At 70.2% G+C, this 13,331-nt stretch carries 15 protein-coding genes; 5 read left to right on the forward strand and 10 right to left on the reverse strand.

Annotated features, from left to right (window positions below):
- Positions 1 to 147: 147 nt before the first annotated feature.
- The 7 genes from ABD340_RS37370 to ABD340_RS37400 all read right to left on the reverse strand — a co-directional run bounded on the left by ABD340_RS37370 (position 148) and on the right by ABD340_RS37400 (position 6,970).
- Complete coding sequence (locus ABD340_RS37370) at positions 148 to 1,467, reverse strand: YcaO-like family protein (protein ID WP_344595610.1); 1,320 nt, start codon at positions 1,465 to 1,467, stop codon at positions 148 to 150.
- On the reverse strand, positions 1,454 to 2,482 hold the full coding sequence (locus ABD340_RS37375; protein ID WP_344595612.1) for a TOMM precursor leader peptide-binding protein: 1,029 nt from the start codon (positions 2,480 to 2,482) through the stop codon (positions 1,454 to 1,456). Before ABD340_RS37375 ends, ABD340_RS37370 begins: the two co-directional genes overlap by 14 nt.
- Positions 2,483 to 2,497: 15 nt before the next feature.
- Positions 2,498 to 3,433, reverse strand: a complete 936-nt coding sequence (locus tag ABD340_RS37380) for a SagB/ThcOx family dehydrogenase (RefSeq protein WP_344595614.1) — start codon at positions 3,431 to 3,433, stop codon at positions 2,498 to 2,500.
- A 143-nt stretch (positions 3,434 to 3,576) separates the two neighbouring features.
- On the reverse strand, positions 3,577 to 3,744 hold the full coding sequence (locus ABD340_RS37385) for a hypothetical protein (RefSeq protein ID WP_344595615.1): 168 nt from the start codon (positions 3,742 to 3,744) through the stop codon (positions 3,577 to 3,579).
- Between the two features lie 75 nt (positions 3,745 to 3,819).
- Positions 3,820 to 5,049, reverse strand: coding sequence for a cytochrome P450 (locus tag ABD340_RS37390; protein ID WP_344595617.1), 1,230 nt, complete (start codon positions 5,047 to 5,049; stop codon positions 3,820 to 3,822).
- Complete coding sequence (locus ABD340_RS37395) at positions 5,046 to 5,879, reverse strand: methyltransferase domain-containing protein (protein WP_344595618.1); 834 nt, start codon at positions 5,877 to 5,879, stop codon at positions 5,046 to 5,048. Before ABD340_RS37395 ends, ABD340_RS37390 begins: the two co-directional genes overlap by 4 nt.
- Before the next feature lie 407 nt (positions 5,880 to 6,286).
- Positions 6,287 to 6,970, reverse strand: coding sequence for a TetR/AcrR family transcriptional regulator (locus ABD340_RS37400; protein WP_344595619.1), 684 nt, complete (start codon positions 6,968 to 6,970; stop codon positions 6,287 to 6,289).
- Between the two features lie 117 nt (positions 6,971 to 7,087).
- Here ABD340_RS37400 and ABD340_RS37405 point away from each other — a divergent pair, with 117 nt between their 5' ends.
- The 5 genes from ABD340_RS37405 to ABD340_RS37425 all read left to right on the forward strand — a co-directional run bounded on the left by ABD340_RS37405 (position 7,088) and on the right by ABD340_RS37425 (position 10,552).
- Positions 7,088 to 7,297, forward strand: a complete 210-nt coding sequence (locus ABD340_RS37405) for a hypothetical protein (RefSeq protein WP_344595621.1) — start codon at positions 7,088 to 7,090, stop codon at positions 7,295 to 7,297.
- Between the two features lie 66 nt (positions 7,298 to 7,363).
- Positions 7,364 to 7,753, forward strand: a complete 390-nt coding sequence (locus ABD340_RS37410) for a VOC family protein (protein WP_344595622.1) — start codon at positions 7,364 to 7,366, stop codon at positions 7,751 to 7,753.
- Positions 7,754 to 7,883: 130 nt separating this feature from the next.
- Positions 7,884 to 8,006, forward strand: a complete 123-nt coding sequence (locus ABD340_RS37415; protein ID WP_344595623.1) for a hypothetical protein — start codon at positions 7,884 to 7,886, stop codon at positions 8,004 to 8,006.
- Positions 8,007 to 8,119: 113 nt separating this feature from the next.
- On the forward strand, positions 8,120 to 9,304 hold the full coding sequence (tuf, locus tag ABD340_RS37420) for an elongation factor Tu (protein WP_344595624.1): 1,185 nt from the start codon (positions 8,120 to 8,122) through the stop codon (positions 9,302 to 9,304).
- A 342-nt stretch (positions 9,305 to 9,646) separates the two neighbouring features.
- Entirely contained in the window at positions 9,647 to 10,552 is a 906-nt protein-coding gene (locus ABD340_RS37425; protein WP_344595625.1) for an endonuclease/exonuclease/phosphatase family protein, read from the forward strand.
- A gap of 50 nt (positions 10,553 to 10,602) precedes the next feature.
- Here the strand turns inward: ABD340_RS37425 and ABD340_RS37430 are convergent, their stop codons facing one another.
- The 3 genes from ABD340_RS37430 to ABD340_RS37440 form a co-directional block, all read right to left on the reverse strand.
- Complete coding sequence (locus ABD340_RS37430; RefSeq protein ID WP_344595626.1) at positions 10,603 to 12,171, reverse strand: long-chain-fatty-acid--CoA ligase; 1,569 nt, start codon at positions 12,169 to 12,171, stop codon at positions 10,603 to 10,605.
- Positions 12,172 to 12,256: 85 nt separating this feature from the next.
- Positions 12,257 to 12,436: a hypothetical protein gene (locus tag ABD340_RS37435; RefSeq protein ID WP_344595628.1), complete on the reverse strand. Its 180-nt coding sequence runs from the start codon at positions 12,434 to 12,436 to the stop codon at positions 12,257 to 12,259.
- A 35-nt stretch (positions 12,437 to 12,471) separates the two neighbouring features.
- Positions 12,472 to 13,314 carry an SLC41A family transporter gene (locus tag ABD340_RS37440; RefSeq protein WP_344595630.1) on the reverse strand — a complete coding sequence of 281 codons (843 nt, stop codon included), beginning with the start codon at positions 13,312 to 13,314 and terminating at the stop codon, positions 12,472 to 12,474.
- Positions 13,315 to 13,331 lie beyond the last annotated feature (17 nt).

The following is a 13,331-nucleotide window of genomic DNA, read 5'->3' on the forward strand; positions in this document are numbered from 1 at the left end:
TTCCGCGCCAGCGCCCCCACACAAAACACCCGACACCGCGTCCCCACACATACCGAACCACGCGGCACTGCCGCGTAGCGGCGCACACTGCGTTTCTGTGCACGCCACACGGCCTCCCGCATAAGTGGGCGTGGTGTGTGGGTGGGCTCAGGGGTAGGGGTGGGGGTGGTTGTAGGTGAGGTCGCCGTAGGCGGTGAAGCGTGGGTGGGCTGCGGGTGGTGCCGAGGGTAGGCACAGGCTGAGCGTGTCCGGTGACCATACGCGGGCGACGGTGAATCCCAGTTGGCGAGCGTCGCGGGTGCTGAGGTCCGCGTAGAGCAGTTGCTTGCCGGTGCCGGTGAACGCGTCGACGAGGCGCCGGGCCAAGACGCGTGGGCTTCCGGTGGTGTCGGGGGCCAGGTCGCTTGCGGCGACGGGGCGGGAGCGGGCGAAGCGTTCCCAGACGATGGGGGCGTGCTGGGGCAGGGCGTAGTGCAGGGCGTTGTTCTCGATGTCGTAGATCTGGTCGCCGGGAGGCGGCGGTGTGTTCCCGTTCGCTCGCTCGATCAGTTTCCAGCGGCAGAGGGTGGTCAGGGTGACGGCCTCCATGAGCGCCTTGTACATGGCGCGGGCAAGGGTGAAGTCGGCGCCCAGCCCGGTGCTCAGCACCGGGGCTTCCGTACCGGACAGCAGGCATACGACCGAGAAGCCGGGCAGGTCGGGATTGGCGAGCAGATGGAACTGCGGTCGTGGAGTGTGCGGTCCCCAGCGCGCTTCGATGGTGTCGTACAGGGCGCGGGTGCGGGCGTCGGGAAGGATCTTGAAGGCGGGGGCGTCGGTGTACCAGTGGCCCATCACGGCGTCGAGCTGCACCAGTTCCTGGAGCGCGCCAAGCAGCGCGCGACCCGGATCGGTGTGCGCCGCGGTGCCGGTGCTGACGGCCGGGCCCAGCAGCGGTTCGTCGGCGGCGCGGTTGAGGGCGTAGCCGGCGAGCGTGAACTGAGCCGGCACCCACCAGTCGGTGCCGTCGGTCAGCGAGCGCATGGGCGTCCAGCCGAGCCGGTCGTCGGGATCGTACGGCGTGAAGGGGAAACCGGGCCGCGCGTACTGGGGGGTGGTGAACAGCGCGGACGGCGACAGCGTCCGCATGTCCTGGTGGCGGGCGTGCAGGACGGTGCGGGTACGTGCGGCGGCCATGGTGCAGTACCGTTCGACGCCCTCGGCGAGCGTGCGCAGCACCACGTCCTCCAGTGAGGTTCCGCAGGCGCCGACGCTGTGGGTGCCGGGCATCTCGACGTTCAGCAGCCGGTGTGCCCTGGTGAGGTCACCGCTGGCCAGGAGGAAACGCGGGCCATGACGACGCTGGGCGGTGATGCCCATGGTGGTGACCAGCCCGCACAGCGGCGCGACCATCCGCCGCGCCAGGGCCTGGACGTGCGTGTCGGCCGGCGTCGTGTGCGTGGTCAGCACCGTGTCAGTCTTGGGCATCCAGCCACGCTCCCGCGTCGAAGTACAGCTCCTCTTCTTCGGCACTGCCGCAGGCAGTGCAGCCGGGCACGGCGAGGACCTCCTGCGCGGTGTGCTCCCAGGTGGGCAGGTAGATCGCGAACGCCTTGCCGGTGGTGTAGGCGGCGTCGGTGCTGTGCAGGTTGACGGCCTCCAGGGCAAGGTAGGCGGCCAGCAGGTGGCGCAACGGTGTCAGCACCGGCGGATCGCCGCCGGAGGCGGCCGCCCGCGCCAACGCGGTCTTGTAGTCCTGGTAAGAGGCCGAGTTCTTGAGATTCATCAGTACCCGGGTCTCCAGGCACTGGTAGCAGGCCGTGGCACCGGGCCGGAAGGACGGGCCGACGATCATGAACGGGCCGTCGATGGTGCCGTGCACCCAGCGAATGCCGCGGCGCAGCGCGATCCGGTTGAACACCTCGATGCGCAGCGGGTCGGGCCGGTACTGGGCCCAGACCACGATGGCGTCCTGGTAGTCGTCGAACTGCGCGGCGGTCTGGCTCAGCCACAACTCGTCGCGGGCCCAGCCGGGCTCGGGATCCAGCACTTTGAGCGCGAGGCCGGCGGTGTCCGGGGCGACATCGACACCCGGCAGCGCCTGGCGGACCATTCCGGCCACCGAATCTGCCAGGTCGGCATCGCCCAGAACCCGGACCGGGCGCGGCGGTGGCGGCTGCGGTGCTCGCAGCAGAGCGGCGTGCGTGTCCAGATAGTGGTCCAGCGCCGAGGACGGGTTGTCCTCGAGCACGCCGAGGTTCCGCAGGTGAGAGATCAGGACGTCGACCTCGTCCTGCTCGATGCGGTGCAGGGCGGCCAGTTCGGCCGGGGACGAGGTTCCGTCCAGAGCGGAGATGAGCGTGAGCAGCCGGCCGTTCCGGGAGTCGTCGCGCACGGTGTGCGCGACGGTGTTCCAGGTCCCGTGTCGCAACTCCACGACGTCGGGGCTGTGCCCGATGACGGCGAAGGACCGTTTGATGCGTGGTGCCGGCTCCACAGGCATGGGTACCTCCATGAGTCAGACAGTGGGGGGTGTGGCGGGGTGTCCCAGCAGGACCATGTGAAGCACGGCACGCCGCACGCCGTCGAAGCCGAGTGCCTGGTTGACCTCGCCGTCGTAGAAACTCGTCCAGTCGAGGCTGCCCAGGCCCAGCGCGACCGCGGCCAGATGCGACTGCTGGCCGATCGCCCCGACCTCGTGCATGGTCATTCGCATACCGCGGGGACCGTACTTGCGCATGGATCTCCACGGCCGTCCGACCAGGACGAGCAGGGCGGCGGCCCGGCTGATGCCGGGCAGGCTCTCCACCTCCATCAATCCGGCCCGGAAGGCGGCGACCGCTTCGGCGCCTCCGGTGCGCTCCAGAACGTCCGCCCTGGGCGCGTACCGGTACATGCCTTCGGCCAGGCCGTGTACCTTCACCGCCGCCGCATACAACTCCACGGGGTAGAGCCCGCCACCGCTGGAGACGCTGCGCTGGGCCAGATCGACCACGCCGCCCGAACGCAGCGGTGCCCGTTGCCCGTGCGTGATCCCGCCGACGGCACGCAGCACGGTTCCCAGCGCCGCCACGTCCATCGGCTCGCCGCTGAAGTCGCGTTCGCTGCGGCGGCCGGCGATCGCCGCGGCCAGGGGCATGGTCAGCGGCAGCGGCTCGGGCAGTTCCACCTGACGAGCGGCAGGCACGATCTCCTCGTCGGTGCGGGCCACGAACCGCACTCCGTCATCGGAGAGATAGCGGCGGGTGGACAGCGTCGACTCGCGGTCATGGCGGTGTATCCGGCTGGCTATCAGGAAGTCCAGTGCGGCGTTCGGGCCACCGGCGAACTCGGCATGCCGCCCCAGGGCGCTGCGCAGCACGGTCGAGACGCTTTGCGGGGTGAGGGAGCGAATGGCGTTGTCGCCGATCGGGCCCCCAGGAGCCGGGACGGAGTCGAGGTTATCGCCGGGCATGCGGGCTCTCTCATCGGAACTAGGGACGGACCAACTCGGCAACCGTGCCGTGATGGCCGGGAGCCGCCAGTCGTGGCAGCTCCCGGCCACCGACCGCTCCCGGTGGCCACCAGGCCACCGGGAGCAGCCTTCTTGCACCACTACTACTTGGCCGCGAAGCAGAACGCGGCCGCCGCGGTCTCGTGCTGGACCGCGAAGCAGAACGCGGCCGCCGCGGTCTCGTGCTGGGCCACGAAGCAGAACGCGGAAGCCGCGGTCTCGTGCTGGACCTGGCCCCGGTTCTCGACCGACGAGTTCACCGAAAGGGACATCGAGCTCACCTCCTTTCCTTGCTGAGGGGGCGGATGGACTGTGGCACCTGAGCGCGGGCACTCAGGTACCACGCTTCAGGGGAGGGTGGCGGTCAGGCCGACGACGCCATGCGCCGTTCCTCCAGTGATCCAGTCGGCATGGTCGGCGGGGGCACCCGCGTGACATGCCGCCAGTGGTTCCAGAACCTGCTCCAGCGCGATGGTCATCATCAGCTGCATCAGGTGCGTTCCCAGGCAGAAATGGGCGCCGTGCCCGAAGGTGAGCGGACGCTCGCCTTTCCGCCGCAGGTCGAGTCGGTGCGGGGTATCGAAGACGGCGGGGTCGTGATTGGCGGCGAACACGGCGGGGAACAGCGCTTCGCCGGCCTTGACCACGGTGCCGCCGAACTCGAGGTCACGCGCGGGGAAGCGGGGAAGCAGGTGGGCCGGCACCGGTGCGTACCGCAGCATTTCCTGCAGCGCCGTCGGGATCAGGCTCGGTTCGCGGCGCAGCCGTTCCAGATCGTTGGGGCGGTTCAGCAGGATGAGCAGCATGGCCGCCAGCTGCATCGCGCCCTTGACATGGCCGCTCACGGGCAGGGAGGCCACCATTGCCCGCAGTTCCGCCTCGGTGATGAGTCCATCGCGATCGCAGAAGCCGATCAGATCGGTCAGCACGTCCGAGCCCGGCGAACGGCGTTTGGCGGCGATGATGGCTTCGACCAGGTCGACCTGTTCGCGAGCCAGCCGCGCGAATTCGGGCGTGGAGAAGTCGCTCTGCACGAGCACCTTGTGAGCCCAGGCCGACGTGGCGGCATGGAACTCCGCGGGAAACCCGGTGATCGCGAACGTGGTCTCCGAGGCCAGCGGAAGGCAGAACCGCCGGTACAGGTCCACCGTCGTCCCGGACTCCAGGTCGACCGCCGCCAGATGGCGGGCCACCCGCCGCTCCAGCACCGGCCGCATGGTCTCCACCTTGCGTGCCGCGAACGCGCGCGCCACCAGCCCGCGCAGGCGGGTGTGCCGCGGCGGGTCGATCCCCGACAGCAACTCCCCGATCGGGCTCGCCGGCCCGGAGGTCTCCTGATGTTCGGACGGGCAACGGCGGAATACCGGGTCCGACAGCAGGGACACGCACTCCCGGTAGCCGGTGACCAGCCAAGCCGAGGTGTAGTTCGGCAAGGTCGCACGGACCAGCGGCCTGCACTCGGCCTCGGGACGCGCGTCGCCCTCGTCCAGGACCCGCATGGCGTGATCAGGCTCCTCGAACCCTGCCCACATCCCGCTGAAGTAGTGCCACAGTTGCTCGTCGGTCAGCAGTTTCATCGCCCGGCCTCCACCAGCACGTAGCCGAGACAGTCGCCGAAGGCGGCGTCCAGCCGGGGCAGAGCGGCGGCCATCTGCGCCAGCCTCTCCCGCACGGGCCCGGTCTCGACGTCGCCACCGGACCGCTCAGTCGGCAAGGGTGCGCTGAACCGCTGGAACGACTCGGCCAGAGCCTGCCAACTGTGGCGCGTCCGAGCGGTCAGGTCCTCGGTGCCGACCACTTCGAAACCGGCGGCCTCCAGCATGTCGGTGAAGGCGTGGGCGTCATGCGGCTCCGATACCAGCAACCGCCGCCACAGTTGGCGGAGCTCGTCGGGCATCGTCCGGTACTGCACCACATCGGCGATCACCAGCCGTCCGCCCGGGACGAGCACCCGGTGGATACCGGCGAGCACCGCCCCCAGGTCCGGCATGTGCAGAAGCGATTCGATCGCCCAGGCGGCATCGAAGCAGGCGTCGGGGTAGGGCAGCCGCGCGGCGTCACCGAAATCGAACCGCGACCGCGCGGCGACGTCGCTCGGCTGCTGCCGGGCGATCCGCTCGGCGATCTCCTGCTGCGCCGCACTGTTGGTGATCCCAGTGGCATGGATCCCGTGCTCGCGTGCCGCACGCAGGGCCGGCTGCCCGTATCCGCAGCCCACGTCGAGGAGCCGCTCGCCGGCCCGCAGCCCGGTGCGGGCCAAGACCAGGTCGGTGTGGCGATCCATCGCCTGCTCCAGCGTGCCCTGCCCGTCCTCGTCCCAGCAGCCCATGTGGATGGCACGGCCCGCGGCCGCCTGGTCGAGCTCGGCCAGCCGGTCGTAGTGCTGCCCGACGCTGTCGACGGTCAAGGAACTTTCTGTAGACACCCAACCCCTCCTCACTTGAGGTAGTCAATGAATAACAGTGGGTCATGAAGGGTGTCTAGGGCGAGTCCCTGGAAAGACGGTCAGCTTCACCTTTCCGCGACGCTACGCAATCAACCCCTGCCCCTCTGGCCCCAGGTGGCACTTACGCCTTGACCTGCAGTTCTTCCGATCGCCGAGCCGGCAAGGGCGCAGCAGGTTCCACGACGCGACCAACGGGCGCCTTCGGCCAAGGGGGCGCGCTTCGGCGTGGTCGTACCTAGACGATCACTTCGCCGAGTTCGGCGATCACCGATCCGAGCGCCGCGCGGTCCGGGGTGCGCGAGCGGTGCGGGCGAGTGGCGGGAGCGGGTCGCGCCTTGCGGACGACTTTTCCTGGGCTGAACACGCGCTCAGGCGGCGTAGTCACCGAGGGCGGGTTGGAGCAGGTCGAATGCCTGGGTGGCCTCGGCGGCGATGGTGTGGGCGATCTGGTCGTTGGAGCGTCCGGCCAGAGTGAGGTCCTGGATGCGCTGGAACAGCAGGCGGTGGACGGTGCCCAGCAGCCCGGCGGCGGTCTGGACGGTGATGCCGTCGGCGACGGTGCCGGTGGCGTCGGCGAGGGCTTGGGCAAGGCGGTGTTCCCGCTGGTCGTGCAGGCCACGCAGGCAGATGGTCAGGGTAGGACTGTCGGCGATCATGCGGGCGAAGGGCAGGCCGGAGAAGCCGGCCACCGGGTCCTGGGCGGCGGCGGCGTCCTGGAAGGCGCGGCGCAGTGCGGTGAGGGCGGATTCCCCGGGCTGCCGGGCGGCGACGGTGTGGGCCAGGGTGGCGGTGAACTCCTCCTGGTGGTCCAGAGCCATGTCTTCTTTGCGGGCGAAGTAGTTGGTGACGGTCTTCTTCGCGACGCGGGCGGCGGCGGCGATCTCGGTGATGGTGGTCTGTTCGAAGCCCTGGGCGATGAACAGCCGGGTGGCGTGGTCGGAGATGAGCTGCCGGGTCTCCTGCTTCTTGACCTCTCGCAGGCCGGTGGGCGACGCCGACGAGGCCGTCGGGGCGGTGCGGCCGGTGGTCTGGGCCGGATTCTGGGTAGCCATGGGGCAATCTTAGCCCCGTAGCATTTTTATGTTGACACCCTCGATCGTTCGGGGTAAGTTTACGTCCGTCGCAAATTTGCGACGATAGAACGTCGCCTCGAACGAAGGGGAGTGCCCATGCGCAACCTCGACTCCGCCCCCGAGCCCGCCATCCCCGCGATCGACCTCACCGACGTGCTGACCGGACACCTGAGCCACCGGCCGGAGCAGCCTTCGCGGCCGCCGCGGCGCGGCAGCGACCTTCGCCACCTGCCCTCGAACCGCGCCGTCCGCGGGCGGCGGGAGCCGCGCGTCGCCCGCAACATCCCCCGCCGCCGGGGCTACTGACCCGCGACCGCCCGGCCGCCCCGGTCGCGTCCCCACCGTCCCCGCCCCCACGACAGGGAGACCTTCTTGCAGATCACCGCGTCCACCGTCTCGCTCACCGTCGACGACGTCGCCGCCTCGCGGGCGTTCCTCACCACCCACCTGGGCTACACCGTCCAGGCCGCCGCCGACGGCTTCGCCTCCCTCACCCGCACCGACGCGGTGGACATCGTGCTGCTCGCCCGCGGCACCGAGGTGCTGCCACCCGAGCAGCGCGACCAGCACGCCACCGGGCTGATCCTGGCCTTCACCCTCGACGGCGGCCTGCAGGACCAGGAGAAGCGGCTGCGCGATGCCGGAGTCGAGATCACCATGCCGCTGCGCGAGGAGCCCTGGGGCGAACGCCTGTTCCAGATCACCGACCCCAACGGCGTGATCATCCAGTTCGTCGAATGGGTCACGCCCGACGACGTCTGAAGGCGCGGCCAGCCTCCCCGCGACGGATCAGGCCGCACGCGCCTGCGGACCGGCGGCGGCCGGTTCACGCCGCTGATCCGCAGGTGAAAAACCGGTCGACGGCGCTCGCGGCGGTTCGTACCCTCAAGGCATGTTCTTCGCAGCCGGCACCCGCACGCTCGCAGAGTCCGCTCTGCTGAGCGCGGTGCCGGCTGCCTTCCTCTCGGCAGCAGAGGCAGCGGAAGCAACCGTCGTCGACGGCCTGCGAAGCTGACCCCTCTCCGTCCCGCCTCCGGAGAACCAGCGGAGGGGGGTTGGCCCAGACACCCGCGGAATACCCGCGGGGGGTTCTCACGTTCCGCCGGAACCAAGTGAGGACACCGAATCATGGCCAAGCAGCTTTACGAACGCGGCAAGCCGCACCTCAACATCGGCACGATGGGGCACGTCGACCACGGCAAGACCACCCTGACCGCGGCGATCACCAGAGTGCTCGCCCAACGCGGGCTGGCCTCCGCCGTCCCGTTCGAGGGCATCGACCGAGCCCCCGAGGAGCGCGACCGCGGCATCACCATCAACATCGCACACGTCCACTACGAGACCGCGACCAGGCACTACGCCCACGTCGACATGCCCGGCCACGCCGACTACGTGAAAAACATGATCACGGGTGCGGCCCAGGTCGACGGGGCGGTGCTGGTGGTCTCCGCGCAGGACGGCGCGATGCCGCAGACCCGGGAGCACATCGTGCTCGCCCAGCAGGTGGGCGTCCGGCACATCGTCGTGGCGCTCAACAAGGCGGACATGGTGGAGGACACCGAACTGCTCGACCTGGTCGAGCTGGAGGTGCGCGAACTGCTCTCCGAGTACGGCTTCCCGGGGGACGACATCCCGGTCGTCCGGGTGTCCGGCCTCAAGGCGCTGGAGGGCGACCCGTACTGGACCGCCCGCATCGGCGACCTGCTCGACGCGATCGACGCGTACGTGCCGCTCCCGCCGCGGCTGCTCGACCGGCCGTTCCTGATGCCGGTGGAGAACGTGCTCACCATCACCGGCCGCGGCACCGTCGTCACCGGCGTGGTCGCGCAGGGCTCGGTACGGGTCGGTGACGCCGTCGAGGTCGTCGGGCTCGGCGACACCTTCGGCTCGGTCGCGACCGGGCTGGAGACCTTCGGGCAGACGATGGACCACGCCGAGGCCGGGGACAACACCGCGATGCTGCTGCGCGGCGTCAAGCGGGACCAGATCCGGCGCGGCCAGGTGATCAGCGCGCCCGGCACGATCCGGCCGCACTCGCGGTTCCGGGCGCGGGTGCGGGTGCTGACCGCGGAGGAGGGCGGCCGCAGCAGGCCGTTCTTCCACGGGTACCGGCCGCAGTTCCACTTCCGCACCACCGACGTGGTCGGCGGGGTTGACCTCGGCGGCGAGAACGCCATGGCGATGCCCGGCGACTCGGTCGAGATGACCGTCGAGCTGGGCAAGCCGGTCGCGATGGCCGAGGGCCTCGGCTTCGCCATCCGCGAGGGCGGCCGCACCGTCGGCGCCGGCACGGTCACGGGCCTGCTCGACTAGAGTTCGGCCTCAGGTGACGCGCGAGCGCGTCGGCTGGCCGGTGGGGGATGCCGGAGGCGAGCCCCACCGGCCAGATCGCGAAGCGATGCCGCGCTCGCCCCACGCACGGTCAGGGCACGAGCCGCCAGGCGAGTGCCCTGGGCCGGGCTTGCAAAAACACAGCCCGCCAGGCGAGCGCCCTGGGCCGGGGTTGCGAAAACACGGCCCGGCGGAGGAATCCGCCGGGCCGCTTCGCGTTTCCGGTGTGGAGTTCCGTGTTTCCCGAGCGCGAATGGATCTTGTTGTGGTGGGATTTCGCCATACCCCCGCTGTTTCCCCCGCTCACCCCCGCATGGAGAACGAGTGCGAACGCCGCGCGCCCTGATCCCCCTGCTCGCCGTCGCCGGAGCCGCCGCGGTCGTCGTGACCGCCGGCGCGGGCGCCGCCATCGAGCAGGTCTCGGTCCCTTCCGGCCCCGCCCTGGCCGACGCCGTCCAGGACGTCGCCCCGGCCACGGTCAACGCCATGACCTGGAACGTGTGCGGCGACACCGGCTGTCCCATGGGAACCCGCCCGGCCGAGCTCGCCGGAGAGGTCGCGCGGCAGATGAACGGCAGCGAGGTCGGCGGACGCCAGGTGCGGATGAACGCCGTCCTCCTCCAGGAGGTCTGCTCCGGACACGTCGACACGCTCAAGGCCAAACTGCGGTCCTGGAGCTGGGCGTTCGCCCCGGCCCGGACGACCGGCGGCGCCGAGCGCCAGTGCGCGAACGGCCAGGGCAGGCACGGTGTCGCGGTCGGCGCCGACTCGGGCTTGTCGGACGTCAAGGAGATGCGTCTACCGGCACCCGACCGGTACGGCCGGTCCGCGATCTGCGGCACCGTCTCAACGTCGCGCACACGGCTGTGCAGCGTGCAGCTCAGCTCGGCCCAGCCGGACGACGACCCGCGCGGCCAGTGGCGCGCCAAGCAGATCGGCAAGCTCACCGAGCTGGCCGGCGAGGACCGCGTCATCGTCGGCGGAGACTTCACCGAGCGTCCCGAGGCTCCGGCGCTCGGGACGCTCTACCGCGACTTCGCCGAATGCGACCAGGGGCCCGGCGAGTCCCGTACCGGCGCGATGACGCAGCAGGACTGGCGCGGCAACGCCGTCGCGAAGACCGACTACCTGTTCATCAGCAAGACCGCGGGCGCCTCCTGCGGCGTCTCGCCCGCCCCGGTGCGTACCTCGGACCACCGGCCGCTGGCCGCCACCGTCCGCTTCCACTGACCCGCCGTGGCGTGCCGCCCCGGAGGGAGCGGCACGCCACGGCGCACCGGTCAGTGGACGGCGCGGTCGTAGCCCTCCCAGTACGGTTCGCGCAGCACCCGCTTGAGGATCTTGCCGGTCGGGTTGCGCGGGATGGCGGGCCGCCGCTCGACCGTCTTGGGGCACTTGAAGTGCGCCAGCCGCTCCCGGCAGAAGTCGATCAGCTCCTTCTCCGGTACATCGGCGTCCAGGACCACGAGGCCCTTGGGCGCCTCGCCCCACTTGTCGTCCGGCACGCCGATCACGGCGCAGTCGGTGACATGCGGATGGCTCATCAGGACGTTCTCCACCTCGGCCGGGTAGATGTTCTCCCCACCCGAAATGATCATGTCCTTGACCCGGTCGTGGATGAAGAGGTAGCCGTCCCCGTCCAGGTAGCCGGCGTCGCCGGTACGGAAGAAGCCGTCGGGCAGCAGCGCCGCCGCGGTCGCCTCCGACATCTCCCAGTAGCCCTTCATGTTCTGCGGCGTCCGGCACAGGATCTCCCCGACCTGCCCGCGCGGCACCTCCTCCAGCGTCGCCGGATCGACGATCTTCAGCTCGCAGGACGGGTTGGGCACCCCCGCGCTGCGGATCCGGTCCGCGTGCGGGCCGTCCGGATCGTGGTCCTCGGCGGGCAGCGCGGTGATCGCCCCGGTCGTCTCCGTCAGCCCGTACACCTGCATGAACCGGGTGCCGGGCAGCATCCCCATCGCACCGCGCAGCACGTCCTCGCTGATCGGGGACGCCCCGTACAGCAGCAGCTCCAGGCTGGACAGGTCGGTCTCCGCCACCTCCGGCATCAGCTGCATGAACTGCAGCAGCACCGGGACGAGGAAGACGTGCGAGACGCGGTGCCGCTCGATCTGCCGGGCGATCGCCACCGGGTCCGGCTCGCGCGCGATGACCCCGGTGATCCCGTCGTGGACCACGCAGACGGTGAGGGCGCTGCCCGCCACGTGGTACATCGGCATCGCCACCATCATCACGGTGGCGTCGTCGATGTTCCACAGCTCCCTGGTCAGCGACAGCCCCGCGTTGAAGTTGTCGTGCGTGAGCATCACGCCCTTGGGCAGGCCCGTGGTGCCCGAGGAGTACAGCTGGACGAACACCTCGGCGGTGTCGGCGGCGTCGACGGGCTCCCCGGGGTCATGGGCGTCCATCCAGGTCGCGTAGTCCAGGTGGCCGTGCCCGCGCGCCTCGTCGCCGCCCCCGATCACGATCACGTGGTCGGTGTGCCGCAGCCGGTCGGCGATCGCGGCCAGCACCGGGACGAACTCCGCCCCGACGATGAACACCTTGGCCTTGGCGTTGTCGACGATGTAGGCGACCTCGTCGGGCGCCAGCCGGTAATTGATCGGAACCTGCACCGCTCCGATCCGGGCGGCGCCGAACAACTGCTCGGCGTACTCGAGCGAGTTCTTGTCCAGGACCGCGACCCGGTCGCCTTGACCGACCCCGGCCGCGGCGAGCGCCGCGGCCGCCCGGTCGGTACGCCGGTCGAAATCGCGGTAGGTGATCGAAGAGTCGCCCGCGTGGAACGCGATGCGATCCGGATGCCGCTGCGCGCGCTCGCGCAGCACTTCGGTCAAGCTCGGCACGGAGGCCCCTTTCGCCGTGACCGCCCTGTTGCGGGAATCATGCGGTCATCGGCGTGCCGTAGGCAAGGGGCCTGACGCAGGCTTTCTAACGGCCCTTGAAACTCTTGGACGACTTGGACACGAGCATCACCGCCAGGTACACGAGAACGGCGACGAAGCCCACGAAGAAGAAGAACTTCAGCATCGACATGAGTGCGCCGATGACGGTGAGCACCAGCCAGATGGCCAGTACCACCCCGGCGATCGTCAGAATTGTCCGACCCATGCGTCCACCGTATGCCGCGTCCAAGGACGACGTCATCACTCTGGGGGAGGACCCTGCGGGGGCAGCGCCCCGCCCGGAGGCGGAGCCTCACCCTGAGACGACCCCGGAGCCCCACCCTGACCGGACTGCTGCGGGGTCCCACCGGGGGCGCCATGGTCGTACGGCGGCGCGAACGGCTGCCCACCAGGCTGGTAGGGCTGCGCAGGCTGTCCGGGCTGTCCCGGCTGGCCGTAGGGCTGGTTCGGCTGGCCGTAGGGCTGGTTCGGCTGGCCGTAGGGCTGGCCGTACGGCTGGTTCGGCTGGTTCGGCTGGTTCGGCTGGTTCGGCTGGTTCGGCTGGTTCGGCTGGCCACCGTACGGCGCCGACGGCTGGGGCTGCGGGCCGCCCCAAGGACCCGCGGCCGGCTGCGGCTGCCCGCCGCCCGCCTTCACGAGCCGGAGCACGCCGAACCCGGCCGCGACCGCGGGCGCGATCACCCAGATGATCAAGCCGATCGCGTCGATGTGCGCGAACGACCTGAGGTAGAACTCGACCCGCTCGATCGGCAGGTTCTGGTCCCTCACCGCGAAGTACACGGCGACGGCGAAGATGTCGCCGAAGAAGGTCGCGACCAGCGCCGAGACGGCGGCGAGGATCGGCGCCAGCGGGCCCGACGGCCGGGTGAACAGCAGCACCCCGCCCGCGACCGCGCCGACCACCAGCGACATCAGCACCGATGTCACGCGACCGAAGGCGAGGCTCCCCCCGATGCCCAGATTGAGGACCATGAAGTAGGTCAGGATCGTGAGCACCGTGTTGACGATCGTTGCCGCGATCAGGCCGAAGAAGACGGCGGTGAGGGCCGCACCGCCGGATGACTGGGAGCGCGTTTGGGACATTCGCCCATTAAACCGTC

Origin of the sequence: Actinomadura vinacea, assembly GCF_039532545.1 — a bacterium.
Lineage (GTDB): Bacteria > Actinomycetota > Actinomycetes > Streptosporangiales > Streptosporangiaceae > Spirillospora > Spirillospora vinacea.

What these genes read in the sequence shown, in the direction of transcription:
- ABD340_RS37370 (WP_344595610.1), bottom strand. Translation starts at nt 1,467, where the DNA reads ATGCCCAAGACTGACACGGTGCTGACCACGCACACGACGCCGGCCGAC.
- ABD340_RS37375 (WP_344595612.1), bottom strand. Translation starts at nt 2,482, where the DNA reads ATGCCTGTGGAGCCGGCACCACGCATCAAACGGTCCTTCGCCGTCATC.
- ABD340_RS37380 (WP_344595614.1), bottom strand. Translation starts at nt 3,433, where the DNA reads ATGCCCGGCGATAACCTCGACTCCGTCCCGGCTCCTGGGGGCCCGATC.
- ABD340_RS37385 (WP_344595615.1), bottom strand. Translation starts at nt 3,744, where the DNA reads ATGTCCCTTTCGGTGAACTCGTCGGTCGAGAACCGGGGCCAGGTCCAG.
- ABD340_RS37390 (WP_344595617.1), bottom strand. Translation starts at nt 5,049, where the DNA reads ATGAAACTGCTGACCGACGAGCAACTGTGGCACTACTTCAGCGGGATG.
- ABD340_RS37400 (WP_344595619.1), bottom strand. Translation starts at nt 6,970, where the DNA reads ATGGCTACCCAGAATCCGGCCCAGACCACCGGCCGCACCGCCCCGACG.
- ABD340_RS37405 (WP_344595621.1), top strand. Translation starts at nt 7,088, where the DNA reads ATGCGCAACCTCGACTCCGCCCCCGAGCCCGCCATCCCCGCGATCGAC.
- ABD340_RS37415 (WP_344595623.1), top strand. Translation starts at nt 7,884, where the DNA reads ATGTTCTTCGCAGCCGGCACCCGCACGCTCGCAGAGTCCGCTCTGCTG.
- tuf (WP_344595624.1), top strand. Translation starts at nt 8,120, where the DNA reads ATGGCCAAGCAGCTTTACGAACGCGGCAAGCCGCACCTCAACATCGGC.
- ABD340_RS37435 (WP_344595628.1), bottom strand. Translation starts at nt 12,436, where the DNA reads ATGGGTCGGACAATTCTGACGATCGCCGGGGTGGTACTGGCCATCTGG.
- ABD340_RS37440 (WP_344595630.1), bottom strand. Translation starts at nt 13,314, where the DNA reads ATGTCCCAAACGCGCTCCCAGTCATCCGGCGGTGCGGCCCTCACCGCC.